This is a genomic window from Paenibacillus sp. FSL R7-0313 (assembly GCF_037969885.1).
GTDB lineage: Bacteria > Bacillota > Bacilli > Paenibacillales > Paenibacillaceae > Paenibacillus.
The window spans coordinates 1695792-1713907 of sequence record NZ_CP150219.1 but is presented as its reverse complement, the minus strand read 5'-3'; the positions used below and the strand labels follow the sequence as shown (position 1 = coordinate 1713907).

Genomic DNA, 18116 nt, shown 5'->3' with positions numbered 1-18116 from the left:
TAAACCTGATCGGATGCGATTACCAAATTTCGGATCTACCCATATCCCTTTGCTCCCGACTCACTTCAACCTGACTTGGCAGCCACAATCGCATCGTACCGCTCTTGCCGCTCGGCCTTGGTCAGTTTGGGACAGCTGTAACAGTAGTTCTGACCACCGTACACCTGATAGTGCAGGCAGCATGTCGGCTTCATTAGCATGGTCTCTCCCGGTTGATGGGGATTAGCAATCTCGACCGGTTTGAAGGATAACAAATTCTTACGCAACCCAAGAATCTCCGGTGGCAAGGCGATGACATGCTCATACCCCTGAATTACAGCTTCTCGTTCCGATTCCGTAATGTCCATCTTTACCACCGTCGTCTTGAACCATCTCAGGATGGATGCAAGCTGTGCCCACATCTGTCCCGTGTTTGCTTCTCCGGCAAGGGCCACTCCTTCAATTAATGGGCGCAGTTGTTCGGCGTAATATGCTGTAAGCAACTCATTCTGCCAGTGGGATGCATCTTCAACACCGTTGATGACTGATCCAGGATGGGCATGCCCGGTTGCATCTGCAAGTTGAAAATGGAGTACAGGACGCCCTTCCTGAACCTCCAACTGCAATTGGATATTCTCCAGCGAAATATTCAGCGATGCATCACACATAGACGTCAAGTAATGAATACCGAGCACCAGACCGCGAACAGAGTGCATGAAATATACAGCAGCAGAGCGAAGAGAATCTGCACGCAGGTGCTTATTATAGGCTTCGAGCATAAGCTTTGCGTTCTCCGGATGTCTTAACAATGTCAAAGGCATGTCAAAAACCGGTTCGTTAACCGGACCGGTCGTTATACGTCCATATTGCTCTAACCACGTGTAGTTGATTGCTCCCATTGGTTGCAAACCTCCCATGAATGCGAATGAGCCGCGTGCATTATGCACAGCGGCTTCATTCTATAATGTAAGGACCACGTATGGCCCATTTGGTTAACTTCCTGTCGCTTGACGAGCACGTTGCTCTGTCCGTCCGCCCGCATGAACCATCGCGCTGTTCATGACCATCTGCTCTGGCGTCTTCGATTGCTGACGTTCGCCTGCAAGAGCGTAAGGCAAGCAGAGCGGCACACCGGAACGCGGATCAATCACAATATCTGCTTCAATGTTAAATACTTCACGAAGTACATCCGAATTCATAACTTCTACAGGTGAACCATGAGCAATGGCTTTACCTTTTTTGATACCAATCATGTGATGTGCGTAGCGGGAAGCATGATTCAAGTCATGTACAACCATAACAATGGTACGGTTAGCTGTAGCATTCAGTTGCTCCAGTAATTGCAATACTTCGAGCTGGTGAGCCATATCCAGGAACGTAGTCGGCTCGTCCAGGAAAAGGATATCCGTCTCTTGTGCAAGTGCCATGGCAATCCAGGCACGTTGACGCTGTCCACCGGACAGTTGATCAATCGGACGATCATGGAATTCAGTCATGGCTGTCACTTCGATAGCCCATTCAATCATACGTTTGTCTTCCGCACGCATGGAGCCAAATCCTTTTTGATAAGGAAAGCGACCATACGATACCAGTTCAGTAACGGTAAGACCTTCCGGGGCTGTTGGATTCTGTGGCAAAATCGCAAGCTGCTTGGCAACTTCACGCGTGGACTGTTTATGGATGGACTTCCCGTCGAGCAATACATTACCTGCTTTTGGAGCCATAATACGTGCCATCGTTTTCAGGATGGTTGACTTCCCTGAACCATTGGCTCCAACAAGTGCTGTAATTTTTCCTTGGGGAATCTGAATATTCAGATCCTCTACAATTAGTCTTTCCTCATAAGCGATATCCAGCTTGGTCGTCTCCAGACGAAACATGCGATCATCCCTCTCTCATTTATCCCGGTTATGTAATCCGGCTATGACAACAAAAACGAAATTGTAATTCTGTGTATTTCCGACGCAAATATCTTCTACACTAAAGATACTGATAATCATTATCATTTGTCAACATAAAAAACCAAATTTTCTTCTCTTTTCGTGCTTTATTTGGTCTTTCTGTAGCAGAAATCCCGCTCTTTTCCCAAGTGCATATGAGATCTTTTCTCATTCATTCCGCGCACTTCATCATTTCTGACTGTCTTTCAAACTCTTAAATCGCAAATTTTGTGTCTGAATTGTGAATGTGTGAGTTTTTTTCATGCGTTTGCTATATCCGCCATATCAAATAAAAAAAGATGACCTTGAAATTCAAGTTCAAGGTCATCTCACATACGCTCGTTAAATAAGGTATGAAGTCAGCATTTTTCATTACTTGATCAAAAGACACTCAATGAATCTATGCAACACGCTCAAATAATATGATGATTTACAGCTTAATTAGGCTGCGGCATCAATTCGATTACCGTCATCCCGCCCTGAGTGCTCTGCACACTGGCAATGCTCTCGGCATCAATATCTGCTGGAAGATCGATCTGCAATCCATACGGATAAAGGCGATCTACCTCTCCAATAGACATCTGTGCAGGAGTGGTCGCATCCGCATCCTGTTCATTGGATACAGATGTGTCAGGTGATGTCGAACCTGTAGCTTGATCTGCATCAGTCCCTTGATCCGTGTCTCCACTCGCAGCATTGGATGATGCATTGGTCCCTGTATCCGTTGTTGCATCGGTAGCAGGATCTGAAGTGGCATCACCCGATGTGGCTGGATCTGCCTGCTGATCGCCATCCTCCGTCTGCTCTGTGTTCCCCGCGTTTCCCGTTGAGGAACCATCCGTGCTTTCTTCGGAAGTAATTCCTGAACCACCATCGGAGGGTTCTTGGGGATCAAGCTCTTCATTCCGATTAAAGCTCTCCCACTTACCTGTAGCATCCAACTCCTGCGTGCTACCATCTTTCATCGTCAATTGCAGTGAGCCTTGCTCAAACTCAGTGCTTCCCGTTTCATTCCTGAAACGGAGCACCAGTTGAGCAGCGGATTCCGTATCCTCCTGTTCAGTCGCAGGAATCATATAAGCAATCTGCTCCGCGAGCTGTACCTCAGGTTCAGCCGGAATGCCAGGCTCCTCGGTAGATGGTGGGGACGCCGCTGGCGGCTCCTCGGAATTATTCATCCATGCATATGTACCGCCAGCAATACCAAGAACCAGGATCAAGAGAATTAAACCAAACAGGTTTTTCCTTTTACCCGTTAACATCCGCACCAGTGGGGATGACAATTCTGTCTTGGCACGGTCATAGACCGGCTTCATTGTCTTGCTCGCTCTCGCATAATACGGTTTGAAAGCCGACTTCGACTTGAAAGCTTCACGGTCATGGGCTTTGAAGTACGCCACGATCGCATCCGCATATCCTTTATGCGCATTGGAACCCCGGACAAACATTCGATGATCTCCTGACCATTCGAAGAATGGATACAGCCCTTCCGCACGACTTGCATTGGTGCGGATGAATTCAATCAGGCCAGGATAATCCAACCGATTGCTGCCGCTTCCTCCCCGATAGAAGGCCATCGGCAAAGCTTCATATGCCGCGATCCCCGGATGAGCCTGCAGCTCTCCGGCAAGCCAGCGACGCGTCCAGCGTTGAAGTTCATTGCGTTCTGCTAGGGAAAGTGCTTCCAATGCCTCTTCTTCATTCCCCTCGCCACTAAGCCATGCTCTCGCAGCCAGCATCATGTTCGTTCGAGCAGATACATCAGAGCCCTGACGTGCTGCCCAATCCCGAACTTCATTGCCATGCTGCAAAATATCAATGCTTAACAGCTGTTCACGGTTAACCCGTTCCAGATCCAGATCCTGAATCATAAACAGGTTAATGACATAAGCGAGCTTGTCTGCAAGGCGGGTTAACTCCTCCTGATATGCCGGATCTTGACTGGCAGACGGAGATCCCCCTTTTCGATTAGGGCGGACTGTAGCTTCAGATTGCCCAATTCGTGCCGTAATGCCTGTATCATAAGTATCTTCCACAGACACCACCCTATCGAGCACACTAACCCGCTGGAGAGCTTCATTCGCAGACTGTACCGGATTAGGTGCAGAACATAACCGTTCACGCAGCTCATTGGCTGTCCGCTCCTGCAAGAAGCTGTAGTGGATCGCAGATGGATGGGACGTAACCCATCTTCGGATCACTTCCACGACGCCAGCTGCCGATTCGGTGCGTTTCAGCTGATTGTCCAGATAAGGCTCGAACAACAGCTTGGTGAGCGATTCATTGGCCAGCACTTTATCAAAGAAAGCTCGATTCAGTTGCGGATCTCGATCCAGCACAGCATACAATTCCTGTACAGCACGCATCCGCTTCTGAGCACGAGCATTATTTACACCGTAGATGAAATAGTCAACAATCCAGGATTGCACCACGGGCGCGGCAACACTGAAATATTCTCCAATACGAGCAGCGACGTCTTCTTCGGGTACGTTCTCGCGTTTCACACTGTCCAGTTCTCGGCTGAGCAAGGTCAGGAACAATTCGTTCAGACGTGAACGTTGCCGCGATCCACCTTCCGGCTTCAGATAGGTCAACAAACCACTCAGGACATGGCTTTTGTTATCCAGATACAGGTCTTCCATGCCTTGTTCAAGACCATAGAACACCGCAAGTTCGCCGTAAGCTTCAATGGAAAGATCCCTTCCAGGCTCCATGCCAGATAGCATTTCATCGGCAAACGTATAGAACGCATCCGCCGCAGCAGGTTCCTGCAATAAGGCCCAAGCGAATTCCGCATAAGGTAACTTCGCCACAGATGCATCCGCATGCGTCACTCTGCCGGATACCAGATCAAAGGTGAAATCCTTCTCCGTATTCCGATCTTTCGGACGCAACGTACCCCGCTCTACAAACTGAACGTGAATGCCTTTCTTGGCCTGCGGCTCCTTGGCAAACGTCATGAATCCCAGCTGCCGCCGGAATGCGTATGGTAAAGCCGTGTACAGCAAACGTAGCAATCCTTTGGCCCCTGCGGTGACTTCCTCTGCGGGAAGGTCCAGCGCAATATATACTTTTCTGCGTGTCGCTACAGACTGCATTACGGCGTAGAGCAAACGCTTGAAAAGCACTTCGTTCATTTTCAAGGCGCTTAGCACTTGGGTTGGTGATGAATCAGGACCACTTCCCGGTGAGATGGGCAATTCAGCAAGCGCCGGCAGGACTGTACCTTGTTCGATGTCATAGGACGTGGCGAACACGGCGTCCAACCAGCCGCCTTGCTTCATCTGCTCTTCCGAGCGTTCGGGAGACAAGACGTAATTATGAGCGAAAAAGGCACTGCGCAGCCCGGTAAAATCCGCCGACTGGTACACATTTTGCCCAAGGATCGTCTCTCCACTCTCCAGATGAAGCAGATGAATGGCAGCGGGAAACTTCGTCTCGTCCTTCTCGCTACGGCCTATTAGCTCCGCTGGAGCGTCATAGACACAGTAGGGGTGAAGCACTTTTTTGATAAAAGAAGGGTCCAGTCCCGGCGATGCCGCAACCGTATCGAACCCCTCTGTTGTGCGAAACACCCCGCGCCGCTCTCGGGTATACAACTGTTGTTCAATGGGCGGGGTTACGGAAGAACGCATCATCCCACTCTCCCCTCAATGTACTTCAGCTTGTACAACAGCCATAGGAAGGGTTCATCCACGCGAATCGGGCTAACCACACCCTGCAATTTCATATCCACTGGATTGCTGCCCAGCGCAGATACTGCGAAATAGGCTGTATCCTTGAAGTACACATCCATCGTGCCCTTGAACGGACGGTCCACCTTCTCGATAAAACGCCGGATCTCCCCGTCGATATTCTCGAACTCGGTTAAGTCAAACCAATCGCGGTGCACCATGTTGCGGAACACGTTACTATTCGATTTGATATAATCCCCCTCTTCATCCTTGAGGGAATGCAGCATGTCGCTTTTCGTGAGCACAACAGCTGTTGGAATATTGGTCTTGGCTTTGTCCTGGTACGCGATAAAATCTCCAAACATCGTCAGCACCACATCTCGCGGCTCATCGTATCGTGGTGTCCACTCTCCCGGCTCGTTGCCGAGGTTAATGCGGATTTTGTCCCGAATCGAACGAATCTGAAGCGGGTCCACCATGAACAGGATACCTGCCGAGTTCTTGATGTGCTGCCCGTGAAGTCCGAGATAATCCTGCTCCACCATACCTTCACCCGCAACGTCAAAGAACACCAAGGTCAACGGCGCTTTATCTTCGTCCTTGAACACAAACTGGAAGATAAACGGTTCTTGCAACTTCTCCTTCTGCGTGGAATCCAGCAGATCGCCCCGTTCAAACAATGGTTCTTCATAATCCGCACGGAACCGTCGGCTAATCTCCGCATTCAGTGGCATGCAAGCCGCGTCAAAATGATCCGCTGTATAATGCTGCAATGTATGAATTAATGAAGTCATGTAGACGGATTTACCCACCTGGGACGCACCAATAATGGAAATGATGTTGCTCGGTGCTTTACCTGCCGTAACAGGCAGCTCGTTATGACATTGCGGACACAACCGGCGGCGTGTAACGACACCGTATCGATCGTTCAGACCCATCACGATGTTATCAGAATAAATACGATGTTCCTCTGGTACATCATGCGGAGCCAATACGGCCTCCATATCAAATACCGTGTCGAGTCCGAACCTTTCACGATACCGATTCAGCTTCGCATCTTCCCCGAGTGCATAGTCCTCATCATCATCACGATGATGGGCAGCGCGGAACACAACCTCTTCCGGTGAAAACTTACTGAAACAATAAGGGCATACAATATCGTAAAACAGCGGACGTTCCTCCGGCTGTTGTCTCTTCAAAAACCGACTAAAAAAGCTCATAGCCACTCCCCTCCCCTGATCAGTTAGACTAAGGTGATTTACACTTGCACTACGATGACAGAGTAACCTTCCAATCGCTAGTCCAACTATCTAGTCTGATATAAGCCGATAGGCGGCTCCATATTTCGGTCCGTCTGTGAAGAATAACCGCACATAATCATCCTTAGCGACTTCCACGGGCGGCATCTCATTTCTTCCGGGAGCAAAATCACTCACAAAAGGATACACCGTACCATCTTCCTTATTCAGCGGAACCCCGCCCTGTTTGCGAACATAACAGAGTGCTTCCTTCGGAACAGGCACTTCCGCTGTGACGGTGATCAATACACTTTTCCGTTTCTGAAAAAAACCGCTCTTGTAGCGAATGGAAAAGCGGATGTCCGCCTTCCCTGCGCTTGCAATCACCATGTTGTCCTCGTCTCGTTGACGGATCAGCACAGGTCCATCTTCCTGCATCTGACACACATAAACTGTGTACTTGATGGCACCAAAACCCGTGATCCGATCCGTGTATCCATTGCTCGCCTTATATTCCTCTCTCGTGTACAGCTTCAGCTTTCCCTGTGCAGGCTGTTCTCCGGTACGATCATCGCTCATCATATCCAGCTCCAGCCGTTCCACATACACAGCTTCTACCCGTTCTGGCCAGAGCCAGCGAAGTGTACAACGTCCTTCGTCCACCGCAAGTGTCAGTTTTCGAATCAAGGGTGTCGAAGGGTCTGCATCCGTAAACCGCATTTCCATTGACCTCCCGACGTTAGAATCCTTTGCTGCGTGTATCTCTTGGTCTCTGACCGAACCCTTCAGCTGAAGAAGTTCCGCCCCCAGCTTCACGACGACCTCGGCTCTTCCGCGGCGTGTTCTCCTTAATCGGAACAATCCAGGAGAACAGGGTCAGTACGCCAGACAAAATGAGCATCGCACCAAGTCGTACGAATGTATCACCCACGTTCGAACCGTCGAGTCCCCACTCAAGCAGAAGCCCTGCCAGTAGACCCGATACGGCACCACCAATACCAAAGCTGAGGGCGAGATGACGGTTATCAAACACGAGTCCGAGTGATACACCCAGCGCCACGCCAATCAGTAACACGGCTGCTACACGGAAAATCGCCAGATAAACGCTATGCTCCATCATGCCTGTACGCTCCGTTACCAGCGTCCGTTCATCAATCGTATCGTAGATCTGCTGGAATGCCAGATTCAGACCATCGGAATCCGGTACATCATAGTACATGCCACCCGTTTGCTGAGCAATATTACGCAGCAGATCCGTACCTGATGGGTCCACCAGGCTTAGGCCAACCGTATTGATCGATATCTGTTCATTGGTATATTGGGACAAAATATCGGCCGTATCCGCTTCACTGAAGCCATCGGATAACAAGATGACAACTGTACCGCGTTTCGGGTCCTGTTTGCCCTGAATCTGTTCCATGCCTTCCCGCAGCACGGCATCAAAATTGGTGCCGCCTGAAGTCGTGACAATGCCATCGATTTTGCCATAAACCTCATTCTTGGCCGCGTCACTATCCAGCGCAATAAACGGCTGCAACAACTGCGGTTGGTCATCAAATGTAATGACAGCTACCTGTTTGTCACTCTCCATTTGACTGATCAGTGTCTTGGCTGCTTCAAAGCGTCCGTTATCCGGATCTGTCTCGCTCATGCTGCCCGAGTTGTCGATCATTAGTACGATGTCCTTGACTTGCTTCACACCGCCTGGATTGATCTGATACAACAATTGCAGGGTGAGTCCAACAACAAACAACAGAGCGAGTGTTGCCGGAACAAGCAGTTTCCACGACAGTCCCAGATACCGGAGCTTCCATGAAGCGCCATTCAGCTTGGGTGAGATCATCTCTGCGATCAAACAGAACAATCCAACGCTCAGCGCCAGTACGCCAAAGTATAATCCCATCAGCAACAGACGCGGCATTTCCCCAAGCCATTGTCGCAGCATGATTTCTCCTGCCGCAAAGCCCACTGCCCCGCCAATCAGGCTGAACAGGACCAGGAGAAGATTGATTTTTCGCTGCATGTCTACATGCATCCTTTCCATACCAGCCGTAAACAGGCTGAGTTAATACAAGATTGGTGCTGGGTGTAGGACACCGCCAGACGTCTTAACGAATGGGTGACAACTTCTCCACGAGACCTGCGGGGTGAAGTTCATAGCCATTCTCCGTGTACGAGTCATAATATACCTTGCCGTTCCGATACACCATGAGATCCTCCAGATGGAAACCTCCCATCAGATTGAGCTTCTCCACACCACTGCTACGTTCTTCGTACACCACACCCAGCTTGTAGATGCGTGACGTTTCTTCGGCATGTGCCGCGTAGTCCATGAAAGCACTATGATGGTCACCAAAGAAATACTTCTCTTCATACCGATGTTCCTGTGTATAATCGAATACCCGTACCCGAACGACCGCCTGATCCTCCAGCGTGTGGTATAACCTGCGGAACAGATCATCCCGGGTCAAAACGTCTTTGTCTCCGTAGGCAATCGTTACATTGGCCCGCTGCAACAGTTCTTCTTCAAATGGCAATCGCAATGGCTCGGCCGTAAGCAGCAACGAGTGACATACCTCCATCAGACGTTTCAGCAGACGGTCATCGCCTTCCGTTGCGAGCCGGTTCATATCGCCCATGTAACGGTCCTCAAACCATACATCCCGTCCGCGCTTGGTTTCCAAGTCAGTGATGAGCTCTTCCGTCACTTTGCCGTAGTACTCCATCACGTTCTGCCCGATGTATTCATCCGCAGCAGCGATACTTTGGACAGCCGTTTCTCGCAGTGTGCGTTCCAGCGCTTCAAGTGCTGCTGTAACGTGACGACTGAAACGGTGAAGCTCTTCCATCTCCGTATCGTAGATACGGAGCAGCTGTAACTCATTTTCCAATCGCAATAATTCCACTTTCGGTACATACACCCGCTCCAGCATACAGTCAATCAGATTGCGAACATTCTGTTTATCACGGAACAACGCTCGTTTGAACGACTGATCTTCCACTCGCTCTTGCTGACGTTGCTCCAGCAGAGCACGTGCCGATTCAAGCTGCATCGATTTATCCCGAATCAGTGCCAGCAGCGCTTCACGTACACTGCCAGGTTCACTGTCACTCCAGGCCGCCCACTGGAAGTAGCCAACCTCTGAATGCTCCGTTCGGGACTGTTCAGCCTGACGGCGCAGGGAACCGCTAGAGCTGCGCTCACGCACACGTTCCTCCACAAGACGAACGACGTTATCGCGGAAGTACGCCTCGGCTCCTTGTCCAAACAACGCTCTCTCCGCTTCACGCAACGAGAGCGGCTTGAGATCGGAGAAACCAACGTTATGCGTCATGATGCCACTCATGCCACTAACCAGATCTTCATCGGGGAGCAGACCTTCGACTTTGCGCTCCACCGAGGCCGCATCGAGTCCGAAGAAAGCGAGCTTGTCCTTGATGCTCCAGTCCGGCTCCTGCCGCATGCGTGCGAGCAGATACCGATACAGGTGGTATAAAACCGCCAGTGCAATTGGCTTGTTTGGCCGCCTGATCTCGGCAAAACCCGCGCTTGCATAACCATGCTGATCAGAGGTGGTACGAATATTGTTTTTAAAAGATGTATTGTTGTACGTGTTCGCTCCCGTGCTTGAAACGCTACCCGAGTGATCCGTATCCTGCTTCCGGTTCTTCAGCAGGCAGATGCGGCAGATGATCTCGGCATTTTCGATCCAGCCACCAGGAACGCCGGTTCCACGCTCATTTTTGTCAGACAACAGGTATACCAGATCAAACAACGGCGAAGCGGGATGTGCGACGGGAATGGAGATCCCATCCTCCGTCACCAGCAGTTTACCGCTGAACGTGTAGTCCAGCGACTGCATATAATCCAGTTCCCGCAGAAAAGCGAGGCCTGCTGCGCTGGCATATCCGAAGGAGTCCACCTGTTCCATCTCGCTGACCAATACATGCAGATCTGTCTGCACTGACTTGAAGGCTTGGGACAAAATGGTCTCCGTCAGCTTGGTGAGCTCTGGCAATAATACATTCAACGGATCATCCGCTCTGGTTACCACCGTAACGTAAATCCGATCAAATGACGAGTACAACCGTCCATATTCGGCAATTCGGTTACTGACCCGCCGAAGCGTACGATTCAGGTCAAATAGCGCCTGATCGGATTCGTGGAAACTGCGGTGCACATCCTTTCGCCGTGTTTTGGACGGTCGCTCCGTCTGCCCAGCGGACAAAGGCAAGTGGTGAAGAGTCACCTGCCCATCATCGGACGAGCCATCATTTCTCGTTTCACCCGGATGCTCTTTCTGATCTTCTGTACCAATCTGAACGTAGACCACACCGTCTCCGTTATCCCATTTCAGCCGATTGATCTCCTGCACGGCAGACACGGCAGGTGCAACCAGATCACCTACGAAAAGGAACAAAGCCGGGTAATGGATACTGCTGCGTCCATCACCCAGGCTGCCTTGACGCTCCTGCTCTATTGCATACTGTGCTGCATACTTCTCCAGATCGCCCTTCAGGGTATTGTTCGAATTGAACTCCATCCCGGTCACCATCTTACTTCAGCCTTCTGCGAATGTCGTTCAGCTTGGACGACATCGTTCTGTAGAACTGATAGATGTCTTCTCCGTTAGCCAGTTCTACCCGCTCGTATTCGAGACGATCACGCGATTCCATGAACAGTGCAGCCAGATCATCCAGCTTTGTCAGCAGTGGCGTGATATCCTCTGAAGCCGTAAGATCGTTATCGCGGCGGGAGGCTTTGCGCAGCAATGTACTGCGATCCTTCTCCGCCAGACCGCGGAAGTTGCCAAACACTTCATACTCGGCAAAGTTACGGCTCTTCATCAGGTTCGCGAACGGCTCCCATGCGTCTTCTTCCGGGTCACGGTCGTAGACGTAGAGTGCACCTTTTTTGACGATGGTGTCGGTATATAACGCTTCGATGAAGCGGTCATACCATTGCTCCTCGTCCTGGTACTGGGCAAGAATGCCTTCGAGTTCGGCGACTTTGGCCGAGATGGCATTCATCTTCGCCAGTTCCTCACGTACGCGCGCGATCAGCTGCGGGGAGCGTACCAGGTTTTCTTTGGCCATATCTTCATTAATACTGCCGAAAATATCCTTAACGCCTACACGCGGCAACCCTTCAGATTGCAGACGCTTCAGCTCGATCACGGCCCGCTTCACTTCGCCGAGGTTCGGTGTAGTGGACGTCAGACGCATGTCGTAGGCTCCCAGTTTGGCAGACAAATCAAACGCTTCTGTCGTCACAATCGCATACCGGTTGCTTGTATTCTCATCAATGGATTTGGCTGTCACAATGTTGTATCCAAGCGCCTGCTCGAATTCGTTACGCACACGGGCATTATACTGCTTCACGCGGGCGTTCTCGTACACATCTCCCCATGATTTCTCTGGAATCGGAGACGGCAGATAGGTCCAGTTGTTTTTCTCCGTTTGCACCAAGTGACGACCAATGCCTTCTTTGTCCAAAATGGTACGTTCATAACTTTCCTCATATACCTTAAGCGGTGTATAGACAAAGAGTGGTACCCCGTTGCGGGTGTTCAGCCAGAATATCCGGTTACGCACTTCACTTTCCTTAACGGTAAAATGAGATTTGCCTACCGCATTGTTCTGATAATTGCGAATCCCTTTCAGAATGCCTGGCGCCTGTGCAGGTACCGATACAAATCCCCATGAAGGGAAATGCAGACTGCCTGTACTGTTGCTCAGATTGAACACCGGAACAGCCTCATCATCCAACTTACCAGCAATGAAACGTTCCACGAATTTCTCAACCGACTCATCCTGACCGTATTTGATCACCAGGAAATCTTCCATGGAACGGGTAATCAGATCACCGAATTTCTCACTCAGGAAGTCAGAGATGGAGCTGACGATATCAATCTCGTTTTCTTTCACCCATTGGCTGGAGTTTTCCAGCAATTCACGAGAGAAGTCACGAATCAGATCATCCGTATCGCGCTTGTCCAGTAGTCCATCCACCACACTGACGATATCCGGTACACTTACGACGTTCCAGTAATATGTTTTGTTGCCTTTGTGATCGGCTTGTTCTTCACCACGTGTCAGCAAATCACCGTTCTTGGCGAATATCGAGCTAAGGGCATTCAGCGTTTCGGTAAATACGTTATAAATGCGGCTGTTTTCCTGGTTCAGCAACTCATACAGATCTTCATAGAACTCGATCATCTGATCGTTGCGTTCCACGTCGGCGTGCAGCCAGTACTCATGAATTTTTGCTTCAATATAAGCATTCTTTTTCTTCTCTTTGGAGACAAAAGCACTCTTTGCATCGCCCAGCTTCTCTTCGGACTGCTCCTGAGCTGCTTCAATATCACGCGGAATGCGGAAGGCATTCTCACGCAACGTTTCGATGTACGACTGAATCATTTTCAGTACACAGAAACCTTTTTCCGTATAAATCAGACGGGAGACATAGAACGGACCTTGTTCGGGGTGCAAAAACATACGCCGGATCTGTTCGGTGAACTGGCCGGCAATCTCACCCGGCAGCTGTTTCTTCGCCTTGATGTATTCTTCACGGGCACGAGCCAGGAAGTTCTGTTCCAGCTCGGTATCCATATTCACAACCTGTGATTTCACCACATTGCCATAGGACAGACGCTCGCTGTTCTGATAACCAGGGAGCGGCTCAGGCACACGTGCTTCAAAGGACTTGACCACACTTTCGAGATCAATGCCCAGCTTGCGGGCAAACTTCTCGGTATCCTCCTGGTTCGGTGCTTTGGAGAACATGGTGTTCATTTTGTCGAACATCCGGTAAGCCAGATACGTGGTCATCTCTTCAATCGGCAGTACAGCCGAAGAGGCACCGATGATGTTGTAATCATAGTTAGCCGGGTACACCTTGTTCATCTGTGCAATGTTAGTGCGAATGTTGCTGATATAGTCATGGATCGCGAACTCCTCACCCGACTGCTTCTCCTCACTTGCCATGAAATTGGTAATGTTCTCGGCCGTGACGTTCATGCAGTAATCGTAGGCGTTCTCCAGCAATTTGCCTTCGGTATTCGTTGCAGAGATCAGGTGACACAGGTTAAATGGCGGCAGTGGTGAGTTGACCGTTAAAATATTGCCGTACTTCTGTGTGAATCGCTCACCGCGGCTATCCACGTTCATCCAGTAATCCAGCTCTTTGAGCGCTGCATATCCGTTCTTACGAATGTATTCACGCGTGTGCTCGCTCAAGCTTTTGTTGGACAGGTTCACGTCTGGCGTGAACAGATATCCCAGCGTATTCACGCGGTCAATCCCGGCAGAGCCGTGATCCCGTTCGATAATGCCTCGCACGATATAGGAAATATCGAGGAAGCAACCACTGCCAGTACCGCCGGACAGACCTGTCAACAGGAACACCATCAGTTTTTTGTTGGTGCCTACGGATAGGGTTTTGATCTTTTTGTCGATGGCCTGAACGACCTGATTAATCTTCGTGAACAGGAGCAGACGTCCAGCCTGACGCACCCCTGCGGCGCCGTTCATGCCGTCCGTGATGCTCAGTTCGGGAGACAGCCAGTCCGTAATGTACGGCTCCAGCACGCTGCGGTTTTGAAGAAGTCCGCCAATCTCGGCATTGGACAGCAATACGAATTCATTGATTGGATCAAGTCCGATCCCTTTATACTTTTTGGCACGATCCTGTTCGTTCGTCTCAAAAGCCAGAAACTCCACATTATCCGGCTTGTCCATTTTTTTCTTGGATACCGGATCCTGTGGCAGCTTGAAACGACGGTTGATCTGATATTTGAGACGCAGCAACGCATCAATTCCCGTTCCTCCCAGACCAATAATCAGAATGGGGTTATCAATTGTATCAACTCTGATCTTCTCACTGACAATACCTCCGCCAAGTGATACATCCAGTTGCTGAATATGTTCTCTAACAATCGGTTTCATTCCATGTCCTCCCTTTAGTTACACCAAATACTCGATTAAAATCGTTTTGTCCGCCTGTTGCAGCGGGATGCTCAGTCGGTCACCGTTCTTCAGTTCAACGCCTGAGCTTGCATCGACTGCACGACCGGATTTCTCCAGCGTACCGCCTGCGGTGTTACGGATTATAATTCGATCCCCATTGCTGGGCGTAAATACATATTTTTCGGTTTCCTTCAGCTCAGGGTCCAGTTGCAATAACTGATGCAGATGGAATCTGCCGCGGAAGGATACCAGCTTTTTATATTGTGGATATGACTTGTCTCCCGTGTTCTCATCTCGAATCTCCACAATCATCTGACCTACAAATCCCCGGTTTTTGCGTTTCAACCAGCCCATCAGGAACCAGGCAGCAACACCTACCACAATCAGGGCTATAACACCCAAGATGACAGGCAACCAAGGAAACGGCTTGTCCTGTTCACCACCTGAGGTTGTCGGTTGAGATCCACTTCCGGCTGCTCCGCTCGCATTAATCGTGATTGGCGCACTTTCACGGTAGAAGCTGTCTTCTTCCGCACGGATGATCAACTCATAATTATGATTGTCCGGTACTTCAAATGTTCCGGCAAAACCAGAACCTGTGTTTTCCAGCGGTTGTTCCTCGCTTTTACCTGTATCTACATCTTTCACAACCAGCGTGGCCTTCATATCTGTATACAGATCATTATCCTGAAGTGGCTGACCGCCATTCTCCAGTTTGGCTGCAAGATCAACCTTGTCCCCTTTCGTATAGGACTTGGTCTTAATTGGGTCCACAACGAGCTGAAGATCATAGTTGAACAACAGGTTGATATCGATGCTGTCTTTCGGAGCCCCTTTTACCCGAAGTTTCCAGTCTCCCTCTTGGGGTTTCAACAGCTTCACGAGCGAATAACTCTTCGACGTCGAGAGCTTGGCTGCATCCGAGTTCAGATCCACGGCTTGCCCGGAAGGGTCTGTCAGTTGTACTTCCACCGGCTTCGAGGACATAATCGAGATGTTCGCTTCCAGTACACTGTCATTCGGCACGTTCACGGTAACTTCCTGATAACTGCCGTTTCCTGTTACAGAGGGTAGCTTCACCACGTTCAGTTTGGCATGATCGGCGAAGATCTCACTCAGAATCTGTGGCAGATCATCCGGCGTATCGGTAATGAATGACTTGCCTCCGGTCTGCTGCGCCAGATCTGCAAGTGCATCCTTATTCAGCTTGCCATCCGCGTTCAGTCCAATCGTATATACCGGAATACCCTGATCCTGTGCTTCCTTCACGGCTTTTGCGAGATCAGCGTCGGATTGTGCCTGTGTACGGCCTTTGGTTTTGTTAAAGTCATTGTTACCATCCGCCAGTAGCACGATCATCGGTGAGTGGGATGGGTCTGCACCATGATTCAGTATGTTCACGGCTTCGGCGACACCAACTGAGACATCGGTATATGGCCCCCGGCCGAGCTGATCAATAAAATCCTTCAGGCTGCTCTTGTCCGCATCGGACTGAATCTCCAGCATAGCCTTTTCCCGCTCCACCTGATCGGTATAAGCGACAATCCCTACCTTGTCCCCCTGGACTGGCAGCATATCAATAAACAATTTCATGGCTTCATTACTGATCTTGTCACGGTCACTTGTATTCATCGAGTTACTTACATCGGCTACAAGTACCGCATCGATTCCGCTCGTCTGTGCCTGAGCCGCTGCAGCTTGTGGCAGCAACGCTTGAGGCAGCAGTAGCGTTAGAATTGCCAGCAGAACCATCGTTCCACTGAGCCAGCGTATTTTGCGTGTCCGCAGCATTGGGTGTACTCCTTCACGTTTGAGATTAAAATGGGAATAGTTTATTATAGGCGTCAAGCCTTAAGGAAATCTTAACAGTCTACTAATAAATTCTGAAAAGCACCCCTATCTTGAGTTACAGTTTTGTAATGACTGACAAAAATCGACGATTTCACGTCTGTAACTGGAACAAAAGTACCAACTATGGAAATATGATATAGTTATTGCCAGCAAACTGCAATATAACAGCGCTTGTTTACCAAGCTATAGAAGGGAACGGATTATGGTTACATACGGATGCCTCGCCATATTGTTTCTTTTTGTCATCATAAAGGTAATTGCACTCCAGCTTCATCGGCGGAAACCGGTCTCCCGCGAAGACACGGATCGTACCCTCTACACTATTCTGAATGGTGAGCGTGATTGAGCATGAGTACTAAACTAGTTGTATCCATACGACCATTTCATCGAACGACCTATGCTTATGAAAAGTTGCAAGTCTGCTCCCGTTGTGGACAGTATACCTGCCTGTGGGAAGATGAGTGCACGGCCTGTGGCCGAGGTACCTTGAATTCCGTTCAGGAGAAAGCGACTTCCCGTGTGAAACGCCGGATTGCACGCGACCTGTTCATTACGATTTTGTTCGGTGCAGCGGCCACCTATTTCGGCGAGACCATAGATCAGACCATGGCGGCAGCCAGTGTTTCCCTGCTGCTTCTGGCCTTACTGATCTTCATGCAGAAACGTTCGTTCGAGGTAGAGCAGCAGCGCGAGTTGAAGCGCACGTTGCAACAGGATGAGGAACTCATCCGCCAGGGCATCAACCGCAACTGGGCTCTGGTCGCCGAAGCCCGAAAGCAGGATGAGGCACTTGCCTATGAGATGCTCCGCGAGATCGGCTCACTCGTCTACAATGACCGGATTCGACTGCAACAGGTTGCATTGTTGCAATCCTTTGTCCTGCGCAGTGATATGGACCTTCAGCTCAAGCCCTTACTGCTACACAGTTTCGAGCGGCTGCTCGCTGAATATATCGGTGAGATTGCACGGCTTAAGCCGGATTTGATCCGTGAAGATGCGATTCGTTATATCGCGACCTATGAAGTGAACATTTTACAGCTGCACAACGGAATTCAGATTCTTACAGCCGTTGCTGCTGCTGCCGTACGCAAGAGCAAATATATTGAGTTATTCCCTAGTCTTATTACCCGCTACGCCCGCTTTATGCCCAAGGATCGATTCATGAGACTTTATCACACGATTGAACGCTATCCGAGCAAGGCACGTGGGGGACTGGCAGAGTCGGTAGGCCGGGTGTATAACGAGAAATATCGGGATCAATACGCAGATGTTCATGTGTAGGGATGATATATCGAGATAGAAAAACGTAATTTAGTGCAAACTCACTCCGTGTATATAGACGAATGCAATTTCACCCACCCCTGCATGCGCGTCAGCACCACAGATCGAAGGTTATGCTTCTAATGATATAAGAAATGATCCAAAAACACCCCATCCTTAGGTCTAGGATGAGGTGTTTTGAAGTT

The 18116-nt window shown here is 49.9% G+C and carries 11 protein-coding genes; 2 read left to right on the top strand and 9 right to left on the bottom strand.

The window, feature by feature from the left end:
• Window positions 1-65 precede the first annotated feature (65 nt).
• From NSQ38_RS07565 to NSQ38_RS07525, 9 genes are all read right to left on the bottom strand, one after another.
• Window positions 66-878, bottom strand: coding sequence for a (2Fe-2S)-binding protein (locus NSQ38_RS07565; RefSeq protein ID WP_339788302.1), 813 nt, complete (start codon window positions 876-878; stop codon window positions 66-68).
• Window positions 879-971: 93 nt separating this feature from the next.
• Window positions 972-1859, bottom strand: coding sequence for an ABC transporter ATP-binding protein (locus NSQ38_RS07560; RefSeq protein ID WP_339788299.1), 888 nt, complete (start codon window positions 1857-1859; stop codon window positions 972-974).
• A 497-nt stretch (window positions 1860-2356) separates the two neighbouring features.
• Complete coding sequence (locus tag NSQ38_RS07555; protein WP_339788297.1) at window positions 2357-5557, bottom strand: hypothetical protein; 3201 nt, start codon at window positions 5555-5557, stop codon at window positions 2357-2359.
• Window positions 5554-6813: a hypothetical protein gene (locus NSQ38_RS07550; protein ID WP_024632789.1), complete on the bottom strand. Its 1260-nt coding sequence runs from the start codon at window positions 6811-6813 to the stop codon at window positions 5554-5556. The genes NSQ38_RS07555 and NSQ38_RS07550 overlap by 4 nt, the downstream gene beginning before the upstream one ends.
• A 90-nt stretch (window positions 6814-6903) precedes the next feature.
• Window positions 6904-7551, bottom strand: a complete 648-nt coding sequence (locus tag NSQ38_RS07545; protein WP_339788295.1) for a beta-mannanase — start codon at window positions 7549-7551, stop codon at window positions 6904-6906.
• Window positions 7552-7570: 19 nt separating this feature from the next.
• On the bottom strand, window positions 7571-8854 hold the full coding sequence (locus NSQ38_RS07540; protein ID WP_339788293.1) for a vWA domain-containing protein: 1284 nt from the start codon (window positions 8852-8854) through the stop codon (window positions 7571-7573).
• A gap of 85 nt (window positions 8855-8939) precedes the next feature.
• Window positions 8940-11387, bottom strand: coding sequence for a transcription initiation factor TFIID (locus tag NSQ38_RS07535; protein WP_339788291.1), 2448 nt, complete (start codon window positions 11385-11387; stop codon window positions 8940-8942).
• A gap of 1 nt (window position 11388) precedes the next feature.
• Complete coding sequence (locus NSQ38_RS07530) at window positions 11389-14778, bottom strand: tubulin-like doman-containing protein (protein WP_091036105.1); 3390 nt, start codon at window positions 14776-14778, stop codon at window positions 11389-11391.
• A gap of 18 nt (window positions 14779-14796) precedes the next feature.
• Window positions 14797-16590: a vWA domain-containing protein gene (locus NSQ38_RS07525; RefSeq protein ID WP_339788289.1), complete on the bottom strand. Its 1794-nt coding sequence runs from the start codon at window positions 16588-16590 to the stop codon at window positions 14797-14799.
• A gap of 262 nt (window positions 16591-16852) precedes the next feature.
• On the opposite strand from NSQ38_RS07525, the gene NSQ38_RS07520 reads away from it, so the two are divergent.
• Both NSQ38_RS07520 and NSQ38_RS07515 read left to right on the top strand, forming a co-directional pair.
• Entirely contained in the window at window positions 16853-16996 is a 144-nt protein-coding gene (locus tag NSQ38_RS07520) for a hypothetical protein (protein WP_165980303.1), read from the top strand.
• 2 nt (window positions 16997-16998) lie between these two features.
• Complete coding sequence (locus tag NSQ38_RS07515; RefSeq protein WP_339788286.1) at window positions 16999-17931, top strand: hypothetical protein; 933 nt, start codon at window positions 16999-17001, stop codon at window positions 17929-17931.
• Window positions 17932-18116 lie beyond the last annotated feature (185 nt).

Coding starts and splice junctions, on each gene's coding strand:
- NSQ38_RS07525 (WP_339788289.1), bottom strand. CDS start 16,590: ATGCTGCGGACACGCAAAATACGCTGGCTCAGTGGAACGATGGTTCTG.
- NSQ38_RS07515 (WP_339788286.1), top strand. CDS start 16,999: ATGAGTACTAAACTAGTTGTATCCATACGACCATTTCATCGAACGACC.
- NSQ38_RS07545 (WP_339788295.1), bottom strand. CDS start 7,551: ATGCGGTTTACGGATGCAGACCCTTCGACACCCTTGATTCGAAAACTG.
- NSQ38_RS07565 (WP_339788302.1), bottom strand. CDS start 878: ATGGGAGCAATCAACTACACGTGGTTAGAGCAATATGGACGTATAACG.
- NSQ38_RS07550 (WP_024632789.1), bottom strand. CDS start 6,813: ATGAGCTTTTTTAGTCGGTTTTTGAAGAGACAACAGCCGGAGGAACGT.
- NSQ38_RS07560 (WP_339788299.1), bottom strand. CDS start 1,859: ATGTTTCGTCTGGAGACGACCAAGCTGGATATCGCTTATGAGGAAAGA.
- NSQ38_RS07555 (WP_339788297.1), bottom strand. CDS start 5,557: ATGATGCGTTCTTCCGTAACCCCGCCCATTGAACAACAGTTGTATACC.
- NSQ38_RS07535 (WP_339788291.1), bottom strand. CDS start 11,387: ATGGTGACCGGGATGGAGTTCAATTCGAACAATACCCTGAAGGGCGAT.
- NSQ38_RS07540 (WP_339788293.1), bottom strand. CDS start 8,854: ATGCAGCGAAAAATCAATCTTCTCCTGGTCCTGTTCAGCCTGATTGGC.
- NSQ38_RS07520 (WP_165980303.1), top strand. CDS start 16,853: ATGGTTACATACGGATGCCTCGCCATATTGTTTCTTTTTGTCATCATA.
- NSQ38_RS07530 (WP_091036105.1), bottom strand. CDS start 14,778: ATGAAACCGATTGTTAGAGAACATATTCAGCAACTGGATGTATCACTT.